Genomic DNA, 24,369 nt, shown 5'->3' on the forward strand with positions numbered 1-24,369 from the left:
CTGCTTACGCGGCGGCCTGAACCGGCCGCTTGAGCAAGCCGACCGCGAGCGCGGTGACGACGGTTCCCACCGCGATCGCGAGCACATACAGGCCGAGATGCGTGACGGCATTCGGAATCGGCAGCACGAAGATTCCGCCGTGCGGCACTTTCAGTTCGACCGCCGACGCCATCGACATCGCCCCCGTGATCGCCGAGCCGATCACGCAGGCCGGAATGATCCGCATCGGATCGCGCGCCGCGAACGGAATCGCGCCCTCGGTGATGAACGCCATGCCCAGCACGGCGGCGGCGTTGCCGGCTTCGCGCTCGTCGGTGACAAAGCGGTTGCGGAAAATCCACGTGGCGAGCGCGATGCCGAGCGGCGGCGTCATGCCCGCGGCCATGGCGGCCGCCATCGGCGTATAGACCTGGCTCGCGATCAGACCGGTGCTGAACGCATATGCGGCCTTGTTGACCGGGCCGCCCATGTCGAAAGCCATCATCGCGCCGAGCAGCAGGCCGAGCGTGACGGCGCTGCCGGTTTGCATCGAGCGAAGCCAGTCTTCCAGACCGTGCAGCGCCGTGGCGACCGGCGTGCCGACCACGTAGATCATCAGCAGGCCGACCACGAGCGTCGAAACGAGCGGAATGATCAGCACCGGCTTGAGGCCTTCCAGGTTGCGGTGCAGCTTCAGTTTGCGGCTGATCAGCAGCGCCGTGTAGCCCGCGAGAAAGCCGGAAATGATGCCGCCGAGAAAGCCCGCGCCGAGGCTCGCGGCGAGCATGCCGCCCACCATGCCGGGCGTGATGCCCGGACGGTCCGCAATCGAATACGCGATGTAGCCCGACAGCACCGGCACCATCAACGCGAACGCGGACTTTGCGCCGATCTGGAACAGCGCCCACGCCAGCGTGCCTTTGTGCGCGTCGTCGAATGCGTAGATGCCGCCCAGCGCAAACGAAATGGCGATCAGGAGGCCGCCCGCCACGACGAACGGCAACATGAACGACACACCGGTCATCAGATGCCGGTAGGGACCGGAGGCTTTTGCCGAGCGCTGCATTTTCGCCGCCGCAACCTGGTCCGCGAGCGCGGACCCGGCCGCGCCCGCCGCGCCGCCCGCATTCCCTTGCGAAGCGGGCGCGTTGCCGTCAGCCGTCGCTTCTTCAATCGCGCGCTGGATCAGTGCCGCGCCCTTGCCGATCGCGCCTTTTGTGCCCGTTTCGTAGATGCGCTTGCCGCGAAAGCGGCTCTTGTCGACCTGCGTGTCGGCGGCGATGACCACGAGATCCGCCGCGGCGATCTGCTCGTCGCTCAAGGTGTTTTGCGCGCCGACGGAACCCTGCGTCTCCACATGGATCTCGTGACCGAGCGACTTCGCGCCTTGCGCCAGCCCTTCGGCGGCCATGAAGGTGTGCGCGATGCCGGTCGGACACGAAGTGATCGCGACGATCTTCAGCGCGCGGGCGGCGCCTTGCGTAGCTTGCCCGCTTGTCGGCTGCTGCGGGCTCTGGGGCACACCCGCACCCGCACCCGCACCCGCACCCGCACCCGCACCCGCACCCGCACCCGCACCCGCACCCGCACCCGCGCCTGCACCCGCGCCTGCACCCGCCGCGACGCGTGCGAGCACGGCATCGGCTTCGCGAATCGCGTCGTCGAGCGAAACGCGGTGAATGGTCTTGCCGGCAAACGGCGTTTCGTCGACACGCGCGTCGGCGTCCGCCGCGATCAGCACCGCTCGCGCCGCGTCGATCTGCGCGGCGTTCAGCGCATCGTGCACACCGAGCGCGCTGCGCGTTTCAATAGTGAGCGAAGCGCCGCGTTTTTGCGCCGCGCGGTTCAAGGCCTGCGCCGCGACCATCGGCGACGCGCTCTGTTGCGGGGACGATACCAGTCCAATCAGCTTGTCCATTGCTCTCTCTGGCTTACACGGCTTGATGTTGGGTCACGCGCAGCGGCTTCGCGGCGACGCTGAAGGTGCGCAGTTCGACTTGGGCGGCGAGGGCGTCGAGCGTCGCGCGATCCGGCAGATGCGGGCCGACACGCGCGAGCTTGCCGGCGGCGAAGGCCGTCGCGCGTCGGCCGGCCTCGGGCCACGAACGCCCTTCGGCGAGACTGGCGACGAGGCCCGCGACGAGCGCATCGCCGGCGCCGACGGTGCTCGCCACCGGCACGCGCAGCGGCGCGGCGCGCCAGCCTTCGCAGGCTGCGGCGCGGTCCTGCGGTTGCACCTGCGGCTGCACCTGCAATTGCGGGCGCGCGACGCCGAGCGCGCCGCGCTCGCCAAGCGAAACCACCACATGGCGGATGCCGCGTTCGACCAACTCGCACGCAGCCTCGATCAACGCGTCGTCGTCGGCGAGCGAACGGCCCAGCGCCGCTTCGAGTTCCGCGCGATTCGGCTTCACGAGATCGGGCAAGTCGCCGGGTTGGCTGGCCGCGAGCGCTTCGGCGAGCGGCGCGCCGCTCGTGTCGAGCGCGACGCGTGCGCCCGCCGCATGCAACGCGCGCGTGAGCCGCCGGTAAAACGACACATCGACGCCCGGCGGCAAACTGCCCGCGAGCACGAACCAGCGTCCCGGCGCGGCGAGTTCGACCACGCGCCGCTCCAGTGCGTCGACATCGGCTGCGGTGGGCAGCGAGGTCGCGAGATTGATGTCGGTGGTTTGGTCGCGCGCGGTATCGACGAGCTTGACGTTGATGCGCGGGCGCCCGGCAATCCGCACGAAGCGGTCGACGATCTGCTTGTCGGCGAACAGCGCGTCGAATGCGGCGGCGTCGTCGGAACCGAGCAGGCCCGTGACGAGGGTCGCGATGCCGTAGTCGGCAAGACAGCCCGCCACATTCACGCCCTTGCCGCCCGCGTTGAATTCGAGCGATGCCGCGAGGTTGACCTCGCCGAGTGCGAGATTCGCGACGCGCACGGTCTGGTCGAGCGCCGGGTTCGGCGTAACGGTGACGACCGTGTTCATGCGGCCGCCTTGATTTCGGTGGTTTCCAGCGCGCGCACGGCGTCGACGTCCTCGCACTCCAGCGCGCGGCGCGCGAGCGCCTGCAGCGCGTCGAGACGCGATGCGCGCAGCCGCGACTTCACGGCGGGAATGTCGCGCGCGCTCATCGACAGTTCGTCCACGCCGAGGCCCGCGAGAATCGACGCGCCGAGCGGATCGCCCGCGAGGCCGCCGCACACGCCGACCCATTTGCGGTGACGGCGCGCGCCCTCGACGGTCTGCCGGATCATGCGCAGCACGGCCGGATGCAGGCTCTCGGCCATGCGCGCGAGTTCGGGGTGTTCGCGGTCGACGGCGAGCACGTATTGCGTGAGGTCGTTCGTGCCGATCGAGAAGAAGTCGACGAGCGCGGCGAAGTGATCGGCGAATGCCGCCGCCGACGGCGTTTCGACCATGATGCCGAGCGGCACTTTGGGCGCGTCCAGTTCCGCGCGCACGGTTTCGGCGAGCGCGAGCGCCTGACGCGCTTCGTCGAGCGTGGAAACCATCGGGAACATGATCCACAGCGGGCCTTCCTTGGCCGCGCGATACAGCGCGCGCAGCTGCGGCACGAACAGATCGGGGCGGCGCAGGCACAGGCGCAGCCCGCGCACGCCGAGGAACGGATTCGCCTCGTGCGGCAGGTTCAGATAGGGCACCTGCTTGTCGCCGCCAATGTCGAGCGTGCGAATGATCAGGTGACGGCCACCGCTTGCTTCGACCATGCGCCGGTAGCAGTCGTACTGTTCGTCCTCGCTCGGCGCGTCGTGGCGTTCGAGGAACAGAAACTCCGTACGCATGAGGCCTACGCCGTCCGCGCCGTTCGAAATCGCGTCGCGCACCTGGTCCGGACGCGTGATGTTCGCGCCGATTTCGAGCACGTGGCCGTCCAGCGTCGCGGCGGGCAGCGCGCGGTTGGCGGCGGCGCGTTGCGCGGCATCGGCGAGCTGGGCCTGCGTTTGCCGTGCGCGCTCGAGGTCTTGCGCGGACACGCCCACATACAGACGGCCGCTCGTGCCGTCGAGCACCGCGGCGCTGCCGTCGGCCACCTCCATGAGCGCGGCGCCGCACGCGACCGCCGCCGGCACGCCCAGGGTGCGCGCGAGAATCGCGGTATGCGAGGTCGGGCCGCCCGATACCGTGCAGAAGCCGAGCGTGACGGCGGGGTCGAGCATCGCCGTGTCCGACGGCGTCAGATCTTCGGCGATCAGGATCGCAGGTGTGTCGAAGCGCGCGTTTGCCGCGACCTCTTCGCCGAGATGCTTCAGCACGCGCCGCGCGACGTCGCGCAGATCGGTCGCGCGCGAGGCGAGGAGCGGATCGGGCAACGCAGCGAGGCGCGCCGCCTGCCGCTCGGCCGCCTGATGCCAGGACCACGCGACGCCGTGTCCGTCGACGAGCAGCCGCGCGGCTTCGGCCAGCAACCCGGTGTCGTTGAGCAGCTCGCGGTGCGCCGCGAAGATCGCGCCTTCTTCCGCGCCGAGGCGCGCGGTCGTGTCGCGCGCGAGCGCGTCGAGTTCGTCGGCGGTTAGACGCAAGGCGGTTTCCAGCCGATGCGTGGCTTCCAGCGTGTCGCCGGGCTCGTCCTCAATGTCGAGTTGCGCCGTGCGCATCACGCGAATCGGGCCGATCGAAAACCCCGGACCTGCGCTGACGCCTTCGAACATCGTGGCGGCGTCGGCGGGCTCCCACGACACCGGCTGCGCTTTCTGGCGACGCGCGCGGGCCGCGGCGGCGCGCTCGTGCTCCTCGGCCGACAGCGCTTCGATGGTGCGCTTGAGCGCGGTGAGCGCGTCGGCGGCATCGACGCCTTGCGCCGACAGCACGAGCTGCGCGTTGGCGGTCGCGCCCAGTTGCAGCAGGCTCACGAGATTCTTCGGGTCGGCGGCCAGTTTGCCGTTGCGCACGCGCAAGGCGGCCTGATAGCGCTTCGCGGTCGCGACCCACGCGCTTGCCGGCCGCGCGTGCAGCCCGTGCGGATAGTCGAGCACCAGTTCCACCCGCTGCGCGAAGTCCGCGGGCGTGCTCTCGACCACGCTTGACGCCGTTGCCAGGCCTGCGCCGGCGCCGTTCAGCGCGTCGACGATCAGGCTCGGATCGCGCGCCTCGACGAGCGTGCGCAGCTTGTCCGCGTCGCCGATCAGACGCGTGAGGCGTTGCAGCAGCGCAATGTGTTCGTCCGACTGGGCGGCAATGGCCACCACGAGGTTGGCGCGCTCGCCGTCATGCCATTCGACGCCTTCGGGCAACTGCAGCACCGCGACGCCGGTGCGCCGGATCAGGTGACGGTCTTCCTGCATGCCGTGCGGAATGGCCACGCCGCTGCCCAGATACGTGTTCGAGACGGTCTCGCGTCCGTGAAGACTCTCGACATAGCCGGGCTCGATATAACCGGCAGCGGCCAGCAGTTCGCCGGCCTGAACGATCGCGTCGTGTTTCGAACTGGCCCGTGCGTTCAATCGAACCAGCTCCGCGGTAAGCAGCGACGGCATCGCGTCTCCTGAAATCGAATCGTTGAAGTGGGTGTTATTGGAATCGATACCACTTTTTCCGTCAAGCTTTAACCCGGCTTCTGCGAACCGGTGGAAAACGGCCAAAGACAGGTAGAATGGCTTCAAACAGCCGAGCGGCCTGTCTCGGGCGGCGACAGGCGAACGGCCGGATCGGCTGACAATCCAGGGAAAATACTGAGCGATTCAAGGAATCGATACCACTTTCATGAATCTACGAATCAAGGATGTTGCAGAAGCCGCCGGCGTGTCGGTCACGACCGTCTCGCGCGTGCTGTCCAACAATGGGCCGGTCCGCGAAGCGGTGCGTCAGCGCGTGCTCGGCGCGATCGAGCACCTCGGTTACCGCCCCAACGCTGCCGCGCGCCGCCTGCGTTCCGGCGATACCGCGACCATCGGCCTGATCGTCTCGGACGTGCGCAATCCGTTCTTCACGGAAGTAAGCCGCGCCGTGGAAGACGCCGCCTACCAGCAGGGCCTGCGTGTGATTCTCTGCAATACCGACGAAAACCCCCAGAAAGAGGCGATGTATCTGCGCCTGATGGAAGAAGAGCGCGTCACGGGCTGCATCTATTCGCCCACTCACGACGCGGCGCAGCGCTTCAAGGCCGACGCCTACGATTTCCCCGTGGTGATGATCGACCGCGCGGCTCCGGCGGGCAGCGCGGACGCCGTCGTGCTCGATAACCGCGACGCGGCGGCGCGGCTCGTCGAGCATCTGGTCGAGCGCGGCTGCCGGCGCATCGCCGGGCTCTTCGGCAACGCGAGTACCACGGGCCGCGAGCGCCACGACGGTTTTTCGCAGGCACTCGGCCGGCATGGCTTGCCGGTGCTGGCGGAATTCGTCGAACCGAATCCGGCCAGCGCGCTCGAGCATGTCGGCGCATGGCTCGCGCGCGAGGCGGCGGAGCGGCCCGATGCGATTGTCGCGAGTAACGGTTTGCTGCTGCTCGGCGCGTACCGCGAAATGCGCGCGCGTGGGGTGACGCCCGGCACCGACATCGCGCTCGCCGGATTCGACAACGATTCGTGGACGGACCTCGTCACGCCGGGCATCACCGTGGTGGCGCAGCCGGTGTATGAAATCGGCAAGATCGCGATGCAATTGCTTACCCAGCGTCTCGCGGATCCTGCCATGTCCACGCGTTCCCTCGTGTTGCCGGGCGAGCTCGTGATTCGCGAGTCCACGGCGGCGCGTAAGGCCTTCGCGGATCGATCCGCGTAAAGCGCGCATGCTGGTACATGACTTGCTGTGCTGCGAGAGTTTTTCTCTTGCCAATCGTCATACATGCACCGAACAACGAGTCCCTGTCAAAGGTGGAGCGCCCGCCAGGTGCGGGTATTGCACGAGGTGCCGCGTGTCCTCGTGGTCGACGACAACGAAGGCGCGGCCGAAGCGCTCGCGACCTATCTGTCCTATGAAGGCGTGGAAGCCCGCGCGGCGAACGGCTATAACGAGGCGCTGAATTGCGTGAAAGATTGGGTGCCCGACGTGGTGGTGCTCGACATCATGATGCCGGACCGCGACGGCTACGAAACGGCGAGCGCGCTGCGTACCTATCTGCCCACGCCGAGCCTCGGCATTGTCGCGTTCACCTCGCTCGACGAGCAGCATGTGCGGGAAACCGGCCGCGGTCGCCATAATTTCGACGGTTATTGCCAGAAGGGCACGGCGCCGAATGTCCTGCTTGCATTGATGCGCAACCTCTGGCGCGACAGGAGCTGAATCGTTGGACCATCGAGTCGTGCGGGCTGCCTTGCGCGGCAGCCGCGCGCCGCTCATCAACCTTTGATGTGCTCGCTCGACAGCCAGCCGCCGCTCACGCCGATCTGGGCGATCTGCTTCGCCACGGCGTCGGCGAGGCGCGTTGCGTCGGCGGACACACCGGCGCGCTTCGTTTCCGTCACCGCGTGCAACCCGCCGCCCACTGCGGCCGACGTCGCGATATGTCCCGCTGCCGCGCCCACGCCGGCCGTTTCCACGACGCCCGGCGTCTTGCCGCTGTCGGCGCTCGCGTTGAAGCTCTGCACGAGGCGCGGCGCGCCGCCGGCGGGCTTATAGAAAATCTGCACCGAACTCGTGACCTCGCTTTTGCCTGCGCCGAAGCCGATCAGCACGCGCCGGCGCCGGTTGCCGGCGTCGATCGTATCGAAGCTGCCTTGCACCATCAGCACGTTCTGGTCCGCCGGCGCGGGAATGTCCGAGCGGATCGCACGCAGACCCATCGACTGCAACTGGTGGACGATCTCATTCGCCACCTGCTCGCGGACCTGGGCGGCGTCGTCGGCCTGTTTCTGCGCCGACGACGAGCCGTCGAACTGCGTCTTCATCTTCTGCAGCATGCCGCCGTCGAGCTTGACCTCGTCGGCGCGGGCGTCGAACGTGTACACGTAGATGTTGTCCGGGCGCACGGTTGGCTGCGCGGCTGCCGCGCTGGTGTTGGTGATGCTGCCGCCGGCGCAGCCGGTCAGCAATGCGCTTGCGCTGACCATCGCGATGCAGGCGAAACGGGCGGAGTGGCGTTGGATGAAGTGAATCGAGCTGAGCATGATGCGTCCTGTCGTCGGCACGCGGTGCCGTAGTGGTGAAGCCTGTCTTTCCGATGACCGGCAACCGGGGGATCGTGATCATCGGCGACAGGGTCGCGCGTGAAGCGTTCGTGATCTCATGCGTGCTGTTTCGTACGCACCGGCAGCGAAACGAAGTATGGGCGAGGACCCTCGCCAACTCCATCGAACAATTATTTCGAGCGATGTCACGCGCCGAACGGACGTTTGAGGACGACAGGAATGCGGGCTGAGGAAGCGGGGACTGCGCTCAGGGGCGGCGCGCGATGCGGGTGCGATCAGTGCAAAGCCAGCGTGATGATGCAGCAGATCACGAACACGAGGAGAGCGCCGGCGACGGCCACATCGACTGGATAGCGCATGCTTCACCCGCACTGACGTTTAAACAGTCTTTATCGTAATCAACAGGAGGAAGACGAAAAAGCAGTCAGTGAACGGCAATGTGGTAGAGCCAACGCTGTGCGGCGAACGCGGGCCGGTGCCGGTTCGCCGCTGTGTTTGCAGTGCGAATGCTTCTTACTGAGGCCTCGTTTGCTGTGCGTTATCGAACGTTGTACGCGGCGCTTTGTTGACTGCCGCGAGATCTTCGGACAGGCTCGTGCGCAAGGTGGCGATTGCCTGATCGGGGTGGGCGGGCCTCAACTGTTCGCGAGCGAGCGAGTCGTAGACGTAGTGACGCAGCATCGGGTCCTGCGTCTTGTTGAGGACCTCATGATAGACCGCGACAATGTCGCCGGGACGTCCGCTCAGTGCATACAGGCGGCGCAATTGTTCGAGGTCGTTGACGACGGCGAAGCCGGGGCCGATCGGACCCACCGGACCCACCGGACCCACCGGACCCATCGGACCCATCGGACCCATCGGACCCATCGCGCCGAAGGGCGGCATGGCGTCATGCGGTCCGCGCGGACCGTCGGCGTGCGGCGCGTCGCCGTGCGCGTGAGTGGGCGGCGGTAGGACGTCTTCCGCGAACGCAGTGTGTGTGGCCGTGGCGGCTACGGTCAGTAAGGCAACCAGCGCCGCGCCGACTATCTGTTTTTTCATGAGGTCGCTCCCATCGACAGGCGCCGGCGCAAAGGTGCGCCGGCTCACGGAAACGATAGACGAGAGCGCGTCTCGCCGGTTTACGGACATGTTTCCGCGCGCTTACGAAGCCTTGCTTCGCAAGGTGCGCAGGACCTGCTGCCGCGCATCGCGCCCGGCTAGGGAACGCCTCATGCGCTGGCGCAATAGCGTCGGATGGCGCATGATGGACGCAATGTGCCGTCCGACCCCACCATCGCGCGGCACAGCGGAAGCGCCCCTGTTCGCGTCGCACGCATCATGCAGCGCAGACACGGGCGATCGTTCAACCGTAAAGGAGGAATTCGCATGGACCGACCTGATACCGCCAATCCGTTTGGCGATTTCACCAAAATGCTGGAGCAGTTCAAGCTGCCCGGCTTCGACGTGCCCGCCATCATGGAAGCGCGGCGCAAGGACGTCGAAGCACTGGTTCAGGCGAATCAGACGGCATTTCAGGGCATGCAGTCGCTCGCGCAGAAGCAGGCCGAGATGTTGCGCACCACGCTTGCCGAATTGCAGTCGCTCACGGGGCAGCTGTCGGCGAGCGGGGCCGCGCCTTCGGCGAAAACCGCCGAGTTGATCCAGCAAAGCCTGCACAAGTCGCTCGCGGATATGCAGCAGCTCGCGCAGGCGGCGTATCAGACGCAAGCGGAGTCGTATGCGGTGATCGCAAAACGCGTCGAGGAAAACGTGCAGGAATTGCGCTCGCTCCTGCAGCAGCAACAGCAACAGAAGAAGTAAGCGCGTTCGGCCATGAACCGCCTGCGTGCGGCGCATGCCGTGCGCGAGTCAGGGCCGCGAACGGTCGGCGAGATTCGTCGACCGGTTCGCGGCTTTTTCATGTGCCGCGCCGTTTCAAGCGGCCTTCCAGTTCAGCGCGCGCTTACATTGCCGGTCACGATGCGCGCCACATGAATTTTTCTCTTCGCGCGCCCGTTGTTTTCGCGCAGCCGTTTGCTTTAAACGCGGCTACCGCAGCCCGTTCGCCGGTCCGCGCCGCCTACAGCGCGGTCTCTCGCGAGTGTCAAACGCCGCAACACGGCGCATTTTCCCCGATGCGTGCAAATCATCGCGCAAACGAGTGGCCGGCGAGCACGCCGCCTCTCAAGTTTCGCGCCGTCACTCCGTAGACGCATTCACGCAGCAGAACCCAAACCCACGCAGCGCAAGCGTCGTGAACGCATCTGCGCCACCCGCGGACCGGCCCATTTAGCGTCGCGTTCGTGACGGCCATGGCTTGTCGCGAGGGTTTCACCTCGAAGGAATTCACTTGAAACCGATGCTTTTTATCGGCATTGCCTGCGCAATGCTCGGCGCGGCCTGTGCGCTGCCGCTCGCCGCCCATGCGGCGCTGGGCCAGAACGTCACAAGCGTGGAAAGCGACGGGGCGCGCATGCATGCCATGGCGCGAAGCGCATCGACGCAAAACGCGTATTCGGTGCATCTGATCACGCTGCCGTCCGGAACGCTCGTGCGCGAGTATGTGGCCGCCAACGGAATCGTGTTCGGCTTTGCGTGGGAAGGTCCGACCTTGCCCGATCTGAAGACCGTGCTGGGCGCGTCATTCGATGCCTACGTCGCCGCGAGCGCGGTGCGCCGCGGTAACCCGCTCGCCGTGTCGGGCGGCGATCTGGTCGTGTACTCGGGCGGACATCTGCGCGCCTTCTCCGGTTACGCGTATCTGCCGCAAGCGCTGCCCGCGGGCGTCGATCCCGCGGCTATTCAATAAGGAAGCGGCCATGCGTCACACCTTTACACTGACTTCTGCGCTTGTTTCTGCCCTTGCTTCTATCCTTCCTTCTGCCCTTGCTTGTGCCCTGTTCCCCGCGCTCTTCGCGTTGCTCCTGGGCGGCTGCGGCGGGGGCGGCGGTTCGGGCGGATCAGGCGGTTCGGCGGCCTCGAACGCGTCGACCCCTTCCACCGCCGGCCCGACCGTGACCAACACGACGCCCACGCCGCAAGCGCTCGCCGCCAATGCCGTGCGCGTGACAGTGGACGCGGGCGTCAGCAATGTGCCGAACATGCCGTTCGTCAGCCTCACCCTTTGCGCGCCGGGCACCGCGCAATGCCAGACCATCGACCATGTGCTCGTCGATACCGGCTCGTGGGGCGTGCGCGTGTTCGCGTCGCAACTGCCCGCGTCGATGGCGCTTCCCCAGCAGAAGGACGCATCCGGCAACCTCGTCGCCGAATGCATGCAGTTCTTCAACGGCTTTACGTGGGGTGCAGTAAAGCTGGCCGACCTCCAGATTGCCGGCGAGAAGGCCGCGTCGTTGCCCATCCAGGTGATCGATCCGAACTACGCTTCAGTGCCGTCGGATTGCGCGAGCGTCGGCGTGGCCCGCAATACGCCGGCGATGTTGCAGGCCAACGGCATTCTCGGCATCGGCGTGTTCAAGCATGACTGCGGCGCGAACTGCGTGGCCCAGGCCTTGCCGGGCACGTACTACGGTTGCAGCGGCACGGCCTGCACGTCGATCGCGTTGGCCGAAGCCCTGCAGGTCGCCAATCCGATTCCCTACTTCGCCGCCGACAACAACGGTTCGCTGCTGAGCCTGCCGGCGGTGGCGGGCGGCGCGCAGTCGGTGACCGGGCAGCTCGTGTTCGGTATCGGCACGCAGAGCAACAACACGCTCGGCAGCGCGCAGGTGATCGGCGTGAGTCCGTCGAGCGGCACGTTCACGACCGTGCACGACGGCACGACCTATTCGCGCAGTATTCTGGACAGCGGCTCGACCGGGCTCTTCTTTCGCAGCAGCGCACTGCCGGTTTGCGCGAGCCCGAACAACGCCTATTACTGTCCGGCGTCGACCGAGCAACTGAGCGCCATGATCCAGGGCGTGAACGGCTCGACCAGTGCGGTCAATTTCAGCGTGGCGAATGCGAATGCCGTCGCGCAGACGTATGGGGGCGATTCCGCGTTGCCGCTGTTGGCGGGTCCGGCTTTCGTGACGTCGTCCATTTTCGATTGGGGCTTGCCGTTCTTCTACGGGCGCAACGTCTATGCCGCCATCGAACAGCAGCCGACGCCGGGCGGCAGCGGTCCTTACGTCGCGTATTGACGCTCAGGCCGGGTTCGCGGCGCGCTTCTCGTGCTGCGGTCCCGGCGCCGACGATTGATCTCCCGCCTCCGCAATCACGCGATGCACGAAGCGCAGCTTGTCGATCACCGGCGCGGCCAACGTGAACGGATAGCCGTCCGGCATGCCGAGGCTGCGATTCAGACTGTTCAATGCATACGTGAGCGGAAACCAGCGCTTCATCAGATTATCGAAGCTCGCGTCTTCTACGGGCGTGCGGTCGGTCAGCGTGGGCACGCCGGGGTCGTCGGGCAGCAGCGCGACGCCGTAGGACGTCGAGGTATCGAGCACATCGACGATCAGCATATAGTGCGCCCACGTTTCGGCCCAATCTTCCCACGGGTGCATCGTCGCGTACGCGCTGATGTACGACGCCTGCCAGTCGGCCGGCGCGCCGTCGCGATAGTAGGCGTCAAGCGCTTCGCCATAGTCGGCGCGCTCGTCGCCGAAAAGCGCGCGGAACGGTTCGAGCCAACGCGGGTTGTTTTCCACGAGCCGGCTGAAATAGTAGTGGCCGGTTTCGTGGCGGAAGTGGCCGAGCAGCGTGCGGTACGGCTCGCCCATCGCGGTGCGGACTTTCTCGCGATGCGCGTCGTCGGCTTCGGCGATATTCAGCGTAATGAGCCCGTTGTCGTGGCCGGTCATCACGCGCGAGCCGTCGCCGCCGTCCTCGAGAAATTCGAATGCGAGACCTTGTTCGGGGTCTTCCAGGCGCGATTTTACGTCGAGCCCGAACTCGCCCAGCGTGTAGAGCAAGCGCCGTTTCGCCACTTCCAGTCGATACCAGTACAGCCGGTTGTCGGGCGCGCCGAGATTCGGAATGGTACGGGTCAACTGGCAGGCGCGGCACAGCGTATCCGGCGAGTCGGCAGGAATCATCCAGTTGCAGACGTTTTCGACCGCGTAGTTGTGGCATTGCTTATAGAGCGCGCCGCCGGCTTGAGGATGGAGGCTGCGCCAGCGAGCGTCGCCTGCCTCTTCGAAAGCGCTGATCTCACGCAGTTCGGGCACATACCCGAGCAGCGCCTCGCAGCGTTCGCAGCGAACGTTCTCGAAGAAGACGAGGTGCGAGCAGTGGTTGCAGTGGAACGTTTTCATGGACGAAGCCCTGGCGGCGGGCGGCAGTGAAGAGCATGGAGGTTGCGCAATGATCATGCCGCATTTGCCAGACGTCACCGGTTTAACGCACAGTATGGGCATGATCGTGCATCGGCGGTGCCTCGCTTTGGTGCATGCCCCTCGCTGATGGGCGCGCGGTTGTCCGACCGCGGCGGCATAGGTGTTCCGACGAGGTGTTCAGACGAACGGCATAAAGCTTGCTTTTTCGGCGGGCTGCCAATCCAGACAGGAGTCCAGTGTGTCCATTCGCGTAGCGTTGAATCACGTCACACATTACCGTTACGACAGGCTGGTTGCGCTGTCGCCCCAAGTGGTGCGGCTCAAGCCCGCGCCGCATTGCCGGACTCCAATTGTTTCCTACTCGATGCGGGTCGAGCCGGCCGAACACTTCATCAACTGGCAGCAGGATGCGTTCGCCAACTATCAGGCGCGCCTCGTGTTTCCGGACAGGACGCGTGAGTTCAAGGTGACCGTCGATCTGGTCGCCGAAATGGCTGTCTACAATCCGTTCGACTTCTTTCTCGAGCCGTCCGTCGAACAGTTTCCGTTCGACTACGCGCCGGACGTGGCGCTCGAACTCGCGCCGTATCGCGTGAAGCGGCCCATGACGCCGCGCTTCGCGGAGTTCGTCCACAGCATCGACCGCAAGCCGACCGGTACCGCCGATTTTCTCGTCGCATTGAATCAGCGGCTGCAGCGCGAGATCCGCTATCTGATCCGCATGGAGCCCGGCGTGCAGACGCCCGAGCAGACGCTCACGAGCGGCGCCGGTTCGTGCCGCGATTCCGGCTGGCTGCTCGTCGAGACCTTGCGCCAGCTCGGCCTCGCGGCGCGCTTCGTGTCGGGTTATCTGCTGCAACTCGCGCCCGACATCAAATCGATCGACGGCCCGAGCGGCACCGAGGTCGATTTCACCGATCTGCACGCCTGGTGCGAGGTCTATCTGCCGGGCGCGGGCTGGATCGGCCTCGACCCGACCTCCGGACTGCTGGCGGGGGAAGGCCACATACCCGTCGCCTGCACGCCGGAACCGGGCAGCGCGGCGCCGATTTCCGGCGCGGTGGACGAGTCCGAGGTCGAGTTCAGCCACACCATGTCGATCACGCGCGTGCTGGAGACGCCGCGCGTCACGAAGCCCTACAGCGACGAACAATGGAACGACGTGCTCGCGATGGGCGCCGAGGTCGACCGGCAGCTCGCCGACATGGACGTGCGCCTGACGATGGGCGGCGAGCCGACCTTCGTGTCGGTGCGCGACCGCGACGCGGCGGAATGGAACACGGACGCGCTCGGCCCGACCAAACGCGGCTATGCCGTTGCGCTGATGGACAAGCTGCGTGCGCGTTACGGCGCCAACGGCTTCCTGCACATCGGCCAGGGCAAGTGGTATCCGGGCGAGCAGCTGCCGCGCTGGGCGATGTCGCTCTACTGGCGCGCCGACGGGGAGCCGTGCTGGCAGAACCCGGAGCTATTCGCCGACGAGCGCGAACCCGGCACTTACACGGCTGCCGACGCGCAGCGCTTCATCCGGCATCTCGCCACGAAGCTCGCGCTCGACGAGGACTGCATTCAGCCCGGATTCGAAGACGTCTGGTACTACCTGTGGCGCGAGCGGCGCCTGCCGGTCAACGTCGATCCGTTCGACGCGCGTCTTGACGACGAACTCGAGCGCGTCCGGTTGCGGCGCGTGTTCGACGCCGGCCTCGGCGGCGTCACCGGCTACGTGCTGCCGCTCGCGCGCGAGCGCGAGTTGGCCCACGCGTCGCCGAAATGGGTGACGGGCCGCTGGTTCTTCCGCGACGAACGCATGTACCTGATTCCCGGCGATTCGCCGATGGGTTACCGGCTGCCGCTCGATTCGCTGCCGTGGGTGTCGAAGACCGACTATCCGTATCAGCACGCACACGATCCGTTTGCACCGCCGGTGCCGTTGCGCCCCGCCGCGCAACTGCGCATGCAGTACGACGGCGAGCGGTCTGCCCTGAGCGCCGCCGATGCGCGGCGCGCCGCGGCGTTGTCGTCGTCGGCGGGGGATTTGCTGAGCGGCATGCCGGGCAGCGCCGTGCTCGCGTATGCGCCGCAGCGGGGGGAAGCGCAGGCCGAAGCCGCGCCCGCGCGCGGCACGTCGTCGAAGGACACCTTGCGCACCGCAATTTGCGTCGAGGCGCGCGATCCGAAGCGGGCGGCCGGCCCGAAGGCGGAAGCGGATGCGTTCGGCAGCGGCCGCGCGCTCCTGCACGTGTTCATGCCGCCGCTCACGCAACTCGACGATTACCTGGATCTGCTGGCCGCCGTTGAAGCCACCGCCGCCGACTTGCGCATGCAGGTCGTGCTGGAGGGCTATCCGCCGCCGCGCGACGCGCGCCTGAAGATGCTGCAGGTCACGCCCGACCCCGGCGTGATCGAAGTGAACATTCATCCGGCGGCGAACTGGGACGAGCTCGTCGATCACACGGAGTATCTGTACGACTCGGCGGCGCACAGCTATCTGAGCAGCGAGAAGTTCATGACCGACGGGCGCCATACCGGCACGGGCGGCGGCAATCATCTCGTGCTCGGCGGCGCGACGCCCGCCGACAGCCCGTTCCTGCGCCGTCCCGACCTGCTCGCGAGTCTGATTGCGTACTGGCACAACCATCCTTCGCTGTCGTACCTGTTTTCAGGACTCTTTATCGGACCGACGAGCCAGGCGCCGCGCATCGACGAAGCCCGCAACGATCAGGTCTACGAACTGGAAATAGCATTGCGCGAGCTGCAGCGGCAGATCGATCTGCTGGGCGGCCGCGACAGCGCGAGCCTGCCTGCGTGGATGATCGACCGGTCGCTGCGCAATATTCTCATCGACGTGACCGGCAATACGCACCGCGCCGAATTCTGTATCGACAAGCTGTATTCGCCCGACGGCCCGACCGGGCGCCTCGGCCTGCTCGAACTGCGCGGTTTCGAAATGCCGCCGCACGCGCGCATGAGCCTCGTGCAGCAACTGCTGCTGCGCGCGCTCGTCGCGCGTTTCTGGCGCACACCGTACACGCAGCGGCTCACGCGCTGGGGCACGGAACTGCACGACCGTTTCCTGCTCGGCACCTTCGTCAAGATGGATTTCGACGACGTGCTCGGCGAACTGAACCGCGAGGGCTTCGCATTCGACAGCCGCTGGTTCGCGCCGCACTTCGAGTTCCGTTTCCCGCTGGTGGGCGAGACGACCGTGAGCGGCGTGTCGCTGACGCTGCGCAATGCGCTCGAACCCTGGCACGTGATGGGCGAGGAAGGCTCGGCGGGCGGCACCGTGCGTTATGTGGATTCGTCGGTGGAGCGCCTCGAAGTGCGCGCGCTCGGCCTGAACGAAAACCGCCACGTGTTGACGGTCAACGGCGTGCCCGTGCCGTTGCAGCCGACCGGCCGCGTCAGCGAATATGTGGCTGGCGTGCGCTTTCGCGCGTGGTCGCAAGCCTCGGCGCTGCATCCGACCATCGGCGTGGATGCGCCGCTCACGTTCGACCTCGTGGATACATGGAATGGCCGCTCTATCGGCGGATGCCAGTATCATGTCGCACATCCGGGCGGGCGCAACTATCAGACCTTCCCGGTGAACGCTTACGAGGCGGAAAGCCGGCGGCGCGCGCGCTTCTTTGCGTCGGGGCATACGCCGGGGCCGCTCGCGGTGCAGGCGCCGCAGCGCAGCCTCGAATTTCCGTTCACGCTGGACCTGCGCTACTGGTAACGCCGCTCACCCTTAACAAGAACGATACGACCTTGGCTTTTCAATCGACTTTTCCCTTCGAAGCGTCCGCGGCGCATGCGGACGCTTCGTCCCTGTTGCGGCTTGTGCCCGCGCACGAGGGACATTGGGACGAGTTGCGCGATGCGTCCGGCGCATTGCGCGAGCCGTGGCGGCAGTTCTTCGAGCGGCTCGGCGAGGACGGCATTGCGCGGCTGGAGGGTCATCGCGCGTCGGTCGCGCAGCAGATCCGCGACAACGACATCAGCTACAACGTCTACGCGGACAACGGCGAGCCGCGCGCGTGGGCGCTCGATCTGCTGCCGTTTCTGATCAGCGAGGCGGAGTGGGCGCAGATCGAGCGCGGCGTGACGCAGCGCGCGCATCTGCTGAATGCGGTCGTCGCGGATATTTACGGGCCGCAAACGCTGCTTCAGCGCGGCCAGTTGCCGCCCGCGCTGGTGTTCGGCCACCCTGGCTACCTGCGCTCGGTGAAGGGCTACGCGCCGCCTGGCGGGCAGTTCCTGCAAGTGGTCGCGGTGGACCTCGCGCGCGCGCCCAACGGCGACTGGACGGTGATGGCGCATCGCACGGAGGCGCCTTCGGGCCTCGGCTATGCGCTTGAAAACCGGCTGATTGTGTCGTCGCTCTTCGCCGATCCGTTCCGCGCAATGCATGTGAGCCGTCTTGCGCCCAGCTACTCGCAGCTGATTTCGACGCTCGTGCAGGCGGCGCAAGCCACGATGAGCGACGACCCGTCGCGTGCGGACAGGTCGCCGCACATCGCATTGCTCACGCCCGGGCCGTTCAGCGAGACTTACTTCGAGCACGTGTTTCTCGCGCGTTACCTGGGCGTGACGCTCGTCGAGGGCAAGGACCTCACGGTGCGCGACGACATGCTTTATCTGAAGACGCTCGCCGGTCTCGAGCGCGTGCATGTCGTGCTGCGCCGTCTGGACGACGCGTTCTGCGATCCTGTCGAATTGCGCGCCGATTCGACCATCGGCGTGCCCGGCCTGTTGCAGGTCATGCGCGCGGGCAATGTGGTCGTTTCGAATGTGCCTGGCGCAGGTTTTGTGGAATCGCCGGCGCTGCACGGATTCTTGCCGGGCATTGCCGAAGTGCTGCTCGACGAAGACCTTGTTCTGCCGAGCGTCGCGACATGGTGGTGCGGCGAAAAGGCCGCGCGCGAGCATGCGTTCGCGCATCTCGACGAAGCGCTGATCGTGCCGACGTGGCCACTCGCCGCGCGCGATGCGCCGCTCGGCGTGGAGCAGGGCAAGCAGCGGCTCGGCGCGTGGCGCGAGCGGATCGAGGCGGCGCCCGGGAGTTACACGATCCAGCAGGCGCAGCGTTTTTCATGCACGCCGCGTTACGAGGACGGCACCCTCGGCGCGCGTCCGTCGGTCTTGCGCGCGTACGCAATCGCGGATGTCAACGGCGGCTGGCACGTCATGCCGGGCGGCTTTACGCGGATGGCCGGCGAACGGCGCTCGACCGTCTCCATGCAATACGGCGGCAGCAGTGTCGACACATGGGTGCTGTCGAGCCAGCCCACCTCGACTTTCACGCTGCTCCCATCGCCGATGCAGCCCGCCGACCTCGCGCGCAAGCATCGCACCGTGTCGAGCCGCGCCGCGGAAAATCTCTTCTGGGCCGGCCGTTACGGCGAACGGGCGGAGAACAATGTGCGGCTGTTGCGCTTCATTCTCGGCTCTCTTGAAGGTAACGATGCGGAAGCCATGTTTGCGACGCTCGTCGAGCTCGCGTTGCATTGCGGGCTCGTGCAGCCGGGCGATATGTCCGCGCCGCATACGCCGCAAGCTTTCGAGCGGGCGCTCGTCGCCAATCTGAGCGAGAGCACGGGCGCGGCGAGCATCGGTCAGAACCTGAGTTGCCAGGCGCGTTCGAACGGCGAGGTGCGCGGCCGTCTGTCGAACGATCATTGGCGCACGATTCTCGCCTCGCGTAACGATTTCCGCGACGCCTTGCAGACGTTGATGCCGGTTGCGGGTTCCAACGGTGCTCCGCAACAGGCTCAGCCGAATGGCGGCGCGAATGACACGCGCCGTTATGACCGCGTCACGCTGATGAACGCGCTCGAACGCTTGTCGGTGCAGTTGTCCGCGATCAGCGGTGCGCAAGGCGACCGCATGACACGCGACGAAGCCTGGCGGCTGCTTTTCGCCGGGCGGCACATTGAACGCGTGTCGGCGATGAGCGCGTTCGTGCGCATCGTGGCCGAGAAAGGCCAGCTTGCGACGCCCGCCGGTTTCGATCTGCTGCTGCAATTGTTCGACAGCACCCTCACGTATCGCGCGCTTTATCCGGGACGTTTCGAAGTGCCGGCGCTGCTCGATCTGCTTGTCATAGAGCCGACCAACCCGCGCGGCATTTACGGCGTGTATGACCGCTTGCGCAAGAAGCTCGACGAGATCGCGGTCGCCGCGGGCAGTGCGCGGCATCGGCCGTTCGCGGAGTTGATGCCGCCCACGGCCTCGCTGCCGGCGCTCGCGTCGCTGTGCGAAGCCGATTCGAATGGCGCTTACGCGGCTTTGATCAGTGTCTGCGATCAGATCGGCAGTTTCGCCGGCGCGGCCGCGCATGAAATCAGCGCGCGTTATTTCAGCCACGCCAGTACGGTTGCATCGCAGGTGTGGTCATGAAAAGCGCGCCCATCGTGCTGTCGGTTTCGCATCGGACTACGTATCATTACTCGACGTATGTGGAGACTGCGCAGCATCTGGCCACTATCCGGCCTATCGTCTGCGCATGGCAGCGCGTCGTCTCGCACGGCGAACGCATCGAGCCCCAGCCGTCGTATGTGAATAGCCGTATCGACGCATTCGGCAACGACGTCCTGTATTTTGCGCTCGACGCGCCGCACGAGCGTCTGCAACTGGTCAGTGAAACCACCGTGGCGCTGACGCCGCGCTGGACGAACCTGGACCCCCACACCACACCTGCCTGGGAAGAGGTGGCCGAGGCGCTCGAATTTCGCGTTGGCGGGCAGTTCCGTCCTGAGGTGGAGTTCTGCTTTGCGTCGCCGAATATCGTACCCGGACCGTCGTTGCGCGCATATGCGCTGCCGAGCTTCCCTGTGGGCATGCCGATTGCCGCGGGTGCGATCGACCTGATGCACCGCATTCACGCGGATTTTGCTTACAAGCCGTCCGCGACCATGTTCGATACGCCCGCCGAACGCGCGTTCGACTTGAAGAGCGGCGTCTGCCAGGACTTCGCGCAGGTCATGATCGGCTGCTTGCGCTCGCTGGGTTTGCCGGCGCGCTATGTGAGCGGTTACCTGCGTAACGATCCGCCGCCGGGCCAGCCGCGGCTGATCGGTGCGGATGCGTCGCACGCATGGGTGTCGGTGCATTGTCCGGGCAGCGGCTGGATCGATCTGGATCCGACCAACGACGTACTCGCCGACACGGACCACGTCACGCTTGCCATCGGCCGCGATTACAGCGACGTGTCGCTGCTGCGCGGTATGATTCTCGGCGGCGGCGCGCACCGCGTGGAAGTGGGCGTCACCGTGCTGGCGCTCTAGCTCCGGCGCTGTCGGCAACAAAAGTCCTTGACTTAGTGCATATGCACACATAGACTGCGTAGCATGAACCGCCCACTCTCCTACGACGAATGCAACTGCTTTGCGCTGCGCCAGGCGGCGCGGCACATCACGCAGCTTTATGAGCGCCATCTCGGCGCGGTCGGGCTAACGGCGGCGCAGTTCACCATTCTCGCCAAGCTGGCCCGCACGCCCGGCGTGCCGATCCTCGATCTGGCGGATGCCATGGTGATGGAGCGCACCACGCTCGTGCGGGCAATGAAACCGTTGCAAAGAGACGGCCTCGTGGTCTCCGAACCGGCGGAACATGACAGCCGGACCTATCTGTTCAGCCTGACGGAAGAGGGCGAAAAGACTTTTGACGAGGCGGTCATCGCATGGCGCGCCGCGCAAGACGAGTTCGAGAAGAAATTCGGTCATGGCCGCGCCAAGGCACTGCGGGCCGAGTTGTTCAGCATTACAGACTAGCCTCGATAAAGGAGCCCGCCGGACAGGCTCGTTCCGGCGAGTTTTTTCGGGTCAATGTGTGCATATGCACTAACTGAGGAAACGTAGCAATGGAAGAATCGTTCGACGACGACTGCTTTGCGATCCGCCAGGCCGCGCGCCATGTCTCGCAAATCTACGACCGCCACCTTGCGAGTGTGGGCCTGACGATCACGCAGTTCTCGCTGCTGAGCAGGCTGCAGCGCACCGGCCCGATGACCATGAAGCAGTTGGCCGAGACCATGCGCATGCAGCGCACCACGCTCGTTCGCATCGTTCAGCCGTTGCGCCGCAACGGACTGGTGTTGAGCGAAGCACCTCCGGCGGATGCGAGGGCGTTGTCCTTCAGCCTGACAAGTGAAGGCAAAGCGCGGCTGGAAGCAGGGTGGAAGCATTGGCATGCGGCGCAAGCGGAATTCGAGCACAGCTTCGGCGGGCCGCGCGCGCGGGCGTTGCGCGGCGAACTGTTTGCCATGACAGGTCGCCTGTAATGCCGCGCAATGCGCTCGGGCTCGCCGCAATTGGGGCAATTCAAGGGCGCGATGAGCACGCGCTATTTTTTTAACTCAACCAGTGCATACGCACACTAGTCATTATGTCCTCTACACCCTCGACTGTTGCGCCCGCGGGCGCCGCGCAGGCGGGCAAGCCCGCGGCGCGCATTCCGTGGATGCTGCTCGCGATCATCACGGTACTCGCCGTGCTCGCGCTCGCCGCGTCGTACTGGTTTTTCGTCGGCCGCTTCGTCGAATCTACCGACGACGCCTACGTGGGCGGCGACGTCACGGTCATGGCGCCGAAGGTGAATGGCTTTGTCGCCGATGTGCTCGTGCAGGACAACCAGTTCGTGCACGCGGGCCAGGTGCTGGTCAGGCTCGACGCCCGCGACTATGACGCGCGTCTAGCGCAGGCCGCTGCGGAAGTCAGCAGCGCGCAAGCCGCCGTGACCGAACTGCAGGCGAAGAAGTCGCTGCAGTTGGCCACCATCAACGAACAGGCCGCGGAAGTTCGCGCGTCGGGCGCGGAATTGACGCGCAGTGCGGCGGATCAGCTGCGCTATCGCGAACTCGTGAAGGACGACGCGGTGTCCAACCAGGTCGTGGAGCGCGCCAATGCCGATTTGAGCAAGGCACACGCCGCAGTCGATCGCAGCAGCGCCGCGTTGATCGCCGCGCAGCGTCAGATTGCGGTGCTCGACGCGCAGATCGGCGATGCTGAGGCGCGCATTGCCACTGCGCAGGCGGCACAGCGCGTCGCGGCGCTCAACGTGGAGTACACCACGATTCGGTCGCCGATCGACGGCTATATCGGCAACCGCACCGCGCGCGTCGGCCTGCTCGCGAACACGGGCGTTTCTCTGCTGACGGTGGTCCCCGCGAGCGGCTTGTGGATCGACGCGAACTTCAAGGAAGACCAGTTGAAGAAGATGCGCGTCGGCGACGCGGTGGACGTGGAGCTCGACGCATCGAGCCAGCACATGCACGGCGTGGTCCAGAGTGTTGCGCCCGCAACCGGCGCGACGTTCAGCGTGCTGCCCGCCGAGAACGCGACCGGCAACTTCACGAAAATCGTGCAGCGGGTGCCGGTGCGCGTGCGCCTGAACGTGCCGAAGGAGATGCAAGGCGTGCTGCGCCCCGGCCTCTCGGCGACGGTGAAGGTCCACGTCAACGCGTCGGCCACACCGGCTCGCGGGTAAGCCATCATGACTCAGGTTCCCGTCAATCCAGCCGATCAGCCGACACGCACCAAGGTGTTCGCCTTTGCGCTGATGTGCCTCGGCTTCTTCATGGCCACCCTCGATATCCAGATTGTCGCGTCGTCGCTCAAGGACATTGGCGGCGGCCTGTCCGCGAGCCAGGACGAGCTCTCGTGGGTGCAAACCTCGTATCTGATCGCCGAAATTCTCGTGATTCCGATGTCCGGTTGGCTCACTCGCGTGTTCTCCACGCGCTGGCTGTTCGCCTTCTCGGCCCTCGGCTTCACCGTGACCAGCATGTTGTGCGGCCTTGCATGGGACATCAATTCGATGATTCTGTTTCGCGGCTTGCAAGGCGCGCTCGGCGCCGCGATGATTCCGACGGTTTTTACCACCGCATTCGTGCTGTTTCCCGGCAAGCAGCGCCTGATTGCGTCGACCACCATCGGCGCGCTTGCCTCGCTCGCGCCGACGGTGGGTCCTGTAATCGGCGGCTGGATCACATCGCAATGGTCGTGGCACTGGCTCTTCTATCTCAACCTCGCTCCGGGCCTCGTCGTCGCGCTGATGGTGCCGAAATACGTGCATATCGACAAGGCCGATCTGTCGTTGCTGAAGAAGGGCGATTACATAGGTATCCTGTTGATGTCGGGATTTCTTGGGTGCCTCGAATACGTGCTGGAAGAAGGACCGCGAAAGAACTGGTTCGGCGACGACGTAATTATCTTGTGTACATGGATCTCGGCGATTTGCGGCTTTCTCTTCGTCGTGCATGCGTTCACGGCGAAAGAGCCGATTGTCGATTTGCGCGCGCTCGCCATTCGTAACTTCGGCATTGGCAGTCTGCTCTCGTTTATTACCGGCATCGGCATCTTCTGCACGGTATTTCTAACGCCGGTGTTTCTGTCGCGCGTGCGCGGTTTTGACTCGCTGCAGATCGGCCTCGCGTTGCTGTCGGTCGGCTGTTTCCAGTTGCTCGCACTGGTTGCGTATTCCACGCTCGCGCGCTTTGTCGATATGCGTCTCCTCCTGGTGTTCGGCCTTATCCTCTTTGGCATTGGCTGTTACCTGTATGTGCCGCTCACTCATGAATGGGGCTGGCATGAGTTGCTGATTCCGCAGGCGCTTCGCGGCATCGGCCAGCAGTTCTGCATTCCGCCGATTGTGACGATGGCGCTCGGCTCGTTGCCGCCGTCGCGGCTTCGCTCGGCGAGCGGCCTCTTCAACCTGATGCGCAACCTGGGCGGAGCGATCGGCATTGCGGTGAGCAGCACAATGCTCAACGACCGGCTCAATCTGCACTACGAGCGGCTCGACGAACATCTGACAGCAGGCCGACCCGCAGTCGAAGCAATCCTGCAACAGCAGGCTGCGCACTTCGCGGCAGTCGGCGGAAACGCACTAGATGCAGCCCACGCCGGACTCGGCGCATTGCATGCGGTACTGATGCGCGAAGCGCTCGTGCTGACTTTTTCCGACACTTTTCTTGCTGTGTCGCTGTGCTTTGTCGTGGGCCTGTTGAGTGTGTTCTTCTCGCGCCCGTTCGGCAATACGGCGCCGCCGCCCGACGCCCATTGAGGA

The 24,369-nt window shown here is 65.7% G+C and carries 19 protein-coding genes; 13 read left to right on the plus strand and 6 right to left on the minus strand.

What is annotated here, in order from left to right; translation table 11 throughout:
• Positions 1 to 4 precede the first annotated feature (4 nt).
• From ACEN8U_RS04770 to ptsP, 3 genes are read right to left on the minus strand one after another with little or no spacing between them, the layout of a single operon-like run.
• The gene (locus ACEN8U_RS04770; RefSeq protein ID WP_413657391.1) at positions 5 to 1,897 is read right to left on the minus strand and encodes a PTS fructose-like transporter subunit IIB; all 1,893 of its coding nucleotides are present in this window, start codon (positions 1,895 to 1,897) and stop codon (positions 5 to 7) included.
• Between the two features lie 13 nt (positions 1,898 to 1,910).
• On the minus strand, positions 1,911 to 2,957 hold the full coding sequence (locus tag ACEN8U_RS04775) for a 1-phosphofructokinase family hexose kinase (protein ID WP_310108562.1): 1,047 nt from the start codon (positions 2,955 to 2,957) through the stop codon (positions 1,911 to 1,913).
• Positions 2,954 to 5,467: a phosphoenolpyruvate--protein phosphotransferase gene (gene ptsP / locus ACEN8U_RS04780; protein ID WP_310108560.1), complete on the minus strand. Its 2,514-nt coding sequence runs from the start codon at positions 5,465 to 5,467 to the stop codon at positions 2,954 to 2,956. Before ptsP ends, ACEN8U_RS04775 begins: the two co-directional genes overlap by 4 nt.
• A 226-nt stretch (positions 5,468 to 5,693) precedes the next feature.
• Here ptsP and ACEN8U_RS04785 point away from each other — a divergent pair, with 226 nt between their 5' ends.
• Both ACEN8U_RS04785 and ACEN8U_RS04790 read left to right on the plus strand, forming a co-directional pair.
• The gene (locus tag ACEN8U_RS04785; protein WP_310108557.1) at positions 5,694 to 6,710 is read left to right on the plus strand and encodes a LacI family DNA-binding transcriptional regulator; all 1,017 of its coding nucleotides are present in this window, start codon (positions 5,694 to 5,696) and stop codon (positions 6,708 to 6,710) included.
• A gap of 108 nt (positions 6,711 to 6,818) precedes the next feature.
• The gene (locus ACEN8U_RS04790; protein WP_310108555.1) at positions 6,819 to 7,211 is read left to right on the plus strand and encodes a response regulator; all 393 of its coding nucleotides are present in this window, start codon (positions 6,819 to 6,821) and stop codon (positions 7,209 to 7,211) included.
• A gap of 56 nt (positions 7,212 to 7,267) precedes the next feature.
• Here the strand turns inward: ACEN8U_RS04790 and ACEN8U_RS04795 are convergent, their stop codons facing one another.
• Both ACEN8U_RS04795 and ACEN8U_RS04800 read right to left on the minus strand, forming a co-directional pair.
• The gene (locus ACEN8U_RS04795; protein ID WP_310108554.1) at positions 7,268 to 8,035 is read right to left on the minus strand and encodes a DUF4410 domain-containing protein; all 768 of its coding nucleotides are present in this window, start codon (positions 8,033 to 8,035) and stop codon (positions 7,268 to 7,270) included.
• Between the two features lie 534 nt (positions 8,036 to 8,569).
• On the minus strand, positions 8,570 to 9,097 hold the full coding sequence (locus tag ACEN8U_RS04800) for a hypothetical protein (protein WP_310108552.1): 528 nt from the start codon (positions 9,095 to 9,097) through the stop codon (positions 8,570 to 8,572).
• Positions 9,098 to 9,424: 327 nt separating this feature from the next.
• Between ACEN8U_RS04800 and ACEN8U_RS04805 the strand changes: the two genes are divergently transcribed.
• From ACEN8U_RS04805 to ACEN8U_RS04815, 3 genes are all read left to right on the plus strand, one after another.
• Positions 9,425 to 9,859, plus strand: a complete 435-nt coding sequence (locus tag ACEN8U_RS04805; RefSeq protein ID WP_014972248.1) for a phasin family protein — start codon at positions 9,425 to 9,427, stop codon at positions 9,857 to 9,859.
• Between the two features lie 538 nt (positions 9,860 to 10,397).
• The gene (locus tag ACEN8U_RS04810; protein ID WP_310108798.1) at positions 10,398 to 10,847 is read left to right on the plus strand and encodes a DUF2844 domain-containing protein; all 450 of its coding nucleotides are present in this window, start codon (positions 10,398 to 10,400) and stop codon (positions 10,845 to 10,847) included.
• A gap of 10 nt (positions 10,848 to 10,857) precedes the next feature.
• Complete coding sequence (locus ACEN8U_RS04815; RefSeq protein WP_310108550.1) at positions 10,858 to 12,180, plus strand: DUF3443 domain-containing protein; 1,323 nt, start codon at positions 10,858 to 10,860, stop codon at positions 12,178 to 12,180.
• Positions 12,181 to 12,183: 3 nt separating this feature from the next.
• Here ACEN8U_RS04815 and ACEN8U_RS04820 read toward each other — a convergent pair whose 3' ends face one another.
• Positions 12,184 to 13,296: a putative zinc-binding metallopeptidase gene (locus tag ACEN8U_RS04820; RefSeq protein ID WP_310108548.1), complete on the minus strand. Its 1,113-nt coding sequence runs from the start codon at positions 13,294 to 13,296 to the stop codon at positions 12,184 to 12,186.
• Between ACEN8U_RS04820 and ACEN8U_RS04825 the strand changes: the two genes are divergently transcribed.
• From ACEN8U_RS04825 to ACEN8U_RS04860, 8 genes are all read left to right on the plus strand, one after another.
• Positions 13,295 to 13,444, plus strand: coding sequence for a hypothetical protein (locus ACEN8U_RS04825; protein ID WP_310108546.1), 150 nt, complete (start codon positions 13,295 to 13,297; stop codon positions 13,442 to 13,444). The two genes, ACEN8U_RS04820 and ACEN8U_RS04825, sit on opposite strands and share 2 nt — an antisense overlap.
• 111 nt (positions 13,445 to 13,555) lie before the next feature.
• Entirely contained in the window at positions 13,556 to 17,038 is a 3,483-nt protein-coding gene (locus tag ACEN8U_RS04830; RefSeq protein ID WP_310108544.1) for a transglutaminase family protein, read from the plus strand.
• Positions 17,039 to 17,070: 32 nt separating this feature from the next.
• Positions 17,071 to 19,701 (plus strand): circularly permuted type 2 ATP-grasp protein, encoded by a 2,631-nt coding sequence (locus tag ACEN8U_RS04835; protein WP_310108543.1) that lies wholly within the window; start codon positions 17,071 to 17,073, stop codon positions 19,699 to 19,701.
• The gene (locus tag ACEN8U_RS04840; protein ID WP_310108539.1) at positions 19,698 to 20,588 is read left to right on the plus strand and encodes a transglutaminase family protein; all 891 of its coding nucleotides are present in this window, start codon (positions 19,698 to 19,700) and stop codon (positions 20,586 to 20,588) included. Before ACEN8U_RS04835 ends, ACEN8U_RS04840 begins: the two co-directional genes overlap by 4 nt.
• Positions 20,589 to 20,651: 63 nt before the next feature.
• Entirely contained in the window at positions 20,652 to 21,074 is a 423-nt protein-coding gene (locus ACEN8U_RS04845) for a MarR family winged helix-turn-helix transcriptional regulator (protein ID WP_310108537.1), read from the plus strand.
• Positions 21,075 to 21,163: 89 nt separating this feature from the next.
• Entirely contained in the window at positions 21,164 to 21,583 is a 420-nt protein-coding gene (locus tag ACEN8U_RS04850; protein WP_310108534.1) for a MarR family winged helix-turn-helix transcriptional regulator, read from the plus strand.
• Positions 21,584 to 21,687: 104 nt separating this feature from the next.
• A complete protein-coding gene (locus tag ACEN8U_RS04855) occupies positions 21,688 to 22,788 on the plus strand; it encodes an HlyD family secretion protein (RefSeq protein WP_310108532.1) in 1,101 nt (366 codons plus the stop codon).
• A gap of 6 nt (positions 22,789 to 22,794) precedes the next feature.
• The gene (locus ACEN8U_RS04860; RefSeq protein ID WP_310108530.1) at positions 22,795 to 24,366 is read left to right on the plus strand and encodes a DHA2 family efflux MFS transporter permease subunit; all 1,572 of its coding nucleotides are present in this window, start codon (positions 22,795 to 22,797) and stop codon (positions 24,364 to 24,366) included.
• Positions 24,367 to 24,369: the final 3 nt, after the last annotated feature.

Source organism: Paraburkholderia phenoliruptrix, from assembly GCF_047325075.1.
Classification (GTDB): Bacteria; Pseudomonadota; Gammaproteobacteria; order Burkholderiales; family Burkholderiaceae; genus Paraburkholderia; species Paraburkholderia phenoliruptrix.

What these genes read in the sequence shown, in the direction of transcription:
- ACEN8U_RS04770 (WP_413657391.1), bottom strand. Translation starts at nt 1,897, where the DNA reads ATGGACAAGCTGATTGGACTGGTATCGTCCCCGCAACAGAGCGCGTCG.
- ACEN8U_RS04775 (WP_310108562.1), bottom strand. Translation starts at nt 2,957, where the DNA reads ATGAACACGGTCGTCACCGTTACGCCGAACCCGGCGCTCGACCAGACC.
- ptsP (WP_310108560.1), bottom strand. Translation starts at nt 5,467, where the DNA reads ATGCCGTCGCTGCTTACCGCGGAGCTGGTTCGATTGAACGCACGGGCC.
- ACEN8U_RS04785 (WP_310108557.1), top strand. Translation starts at nt 5,694, where the DNA reads ATGAATCTACGAATCAAGGATGTTGCAGAAGCCGCCGGCGTGTCGGTC.
- ACEN8U_RS04795 (WP_310108554.1), bottom strand. Translation starts at nt 8,035, where the DNA reads ATGCTCAGCTCGATTCACTTCATCCAACGCCACTCCGCCCGTTTCGCC.
- ACEN8U_RS04800 (WP_310108552.1), bottom strand. Translation starts at nt 9,097, where the DNA reads ATGAAAAAACAGATAGTCGGCGCGGCGCTGGTTGCCTTACTGACCGTA.
- ACEN8U_RS04805 (WP_014972248.1), top strand. Translation starts at nt 9,425, where the DNA reads ATGGACCGACCTGATACCGCCAATCCGTTTGGCGATTTCACCAAAATG.
- ACEN8U_RS04810 (WP_310108798.1), top strand. Translation starts at nt 10,398, where the DNA reads ATGCTTTTTATCGGCATTGCCTGCGCAATGCTCGGCGCGGCCTGTGCG.
- ACEN8U_RS04815 (WP_310108550.1), top strand. Translation starts at nt 10,858, where the DNA reads ATGCGTCACACCTTTACACTGACTTCTGCGCTTGTTTCTGCCCTTGCT.
- ACEN8U_RS04825 (WP_310108546.1), top strand. Translation starts at nt 13,295, where the DNA reads ATGGACGAAGCCCTGGCGGCGGGCGGCAGTGAAGAGCATGGAGGTTGC.
- ACEN8U_RS04820 (WP_310108548.1), bottom strand. Translation starts at nt 13,296, where the DNA reads ATGAAAACGTTCCACTGCAACCACTGCTCGCACCTCGTCTTCTTCGAG.
- ACEN8U_RS04840 (WP_310108539.1), top strand. Translation starts at nt 19,698, where the DNA reads ATGAAAAGCGCGCCCATCGTGCTGTCGGTTTCGCATCGGACTACGTAT.
- ACEN8U_RS04845 (WP_310108537.1), top strand. Translation starts at nt 20,652, where the DNA reads ATGAACCGCCCACTCTCCTACGACGAATGCAACTGCTTTGCGCTGCGC.
- ACEN8U_RS04850 (WP_310108534.1), top strand. Translation starts at nt 21,164, where the DNA reads ATGGAAGAATCGTTCGACGACGACTGCTTTGCGATCCGCCAGGCCGCG.
- ACEN8U_RS04855 (WP_310108532.1), top strand. Translation starts at nt 21,688, where the DNA reads ATGTCCTCTACACCCTCGACTGTTGCGCCCGCGGGCGCCGCGCAGGCG.
- ACEN8U_RS04860 (WP_310108530.1), top strand. Translation starts at nt 22,795, where the DNA reads ATGACTCAGGTTCCCGTCAATCCAGCCGATCAGCCGACACGCACCAAG.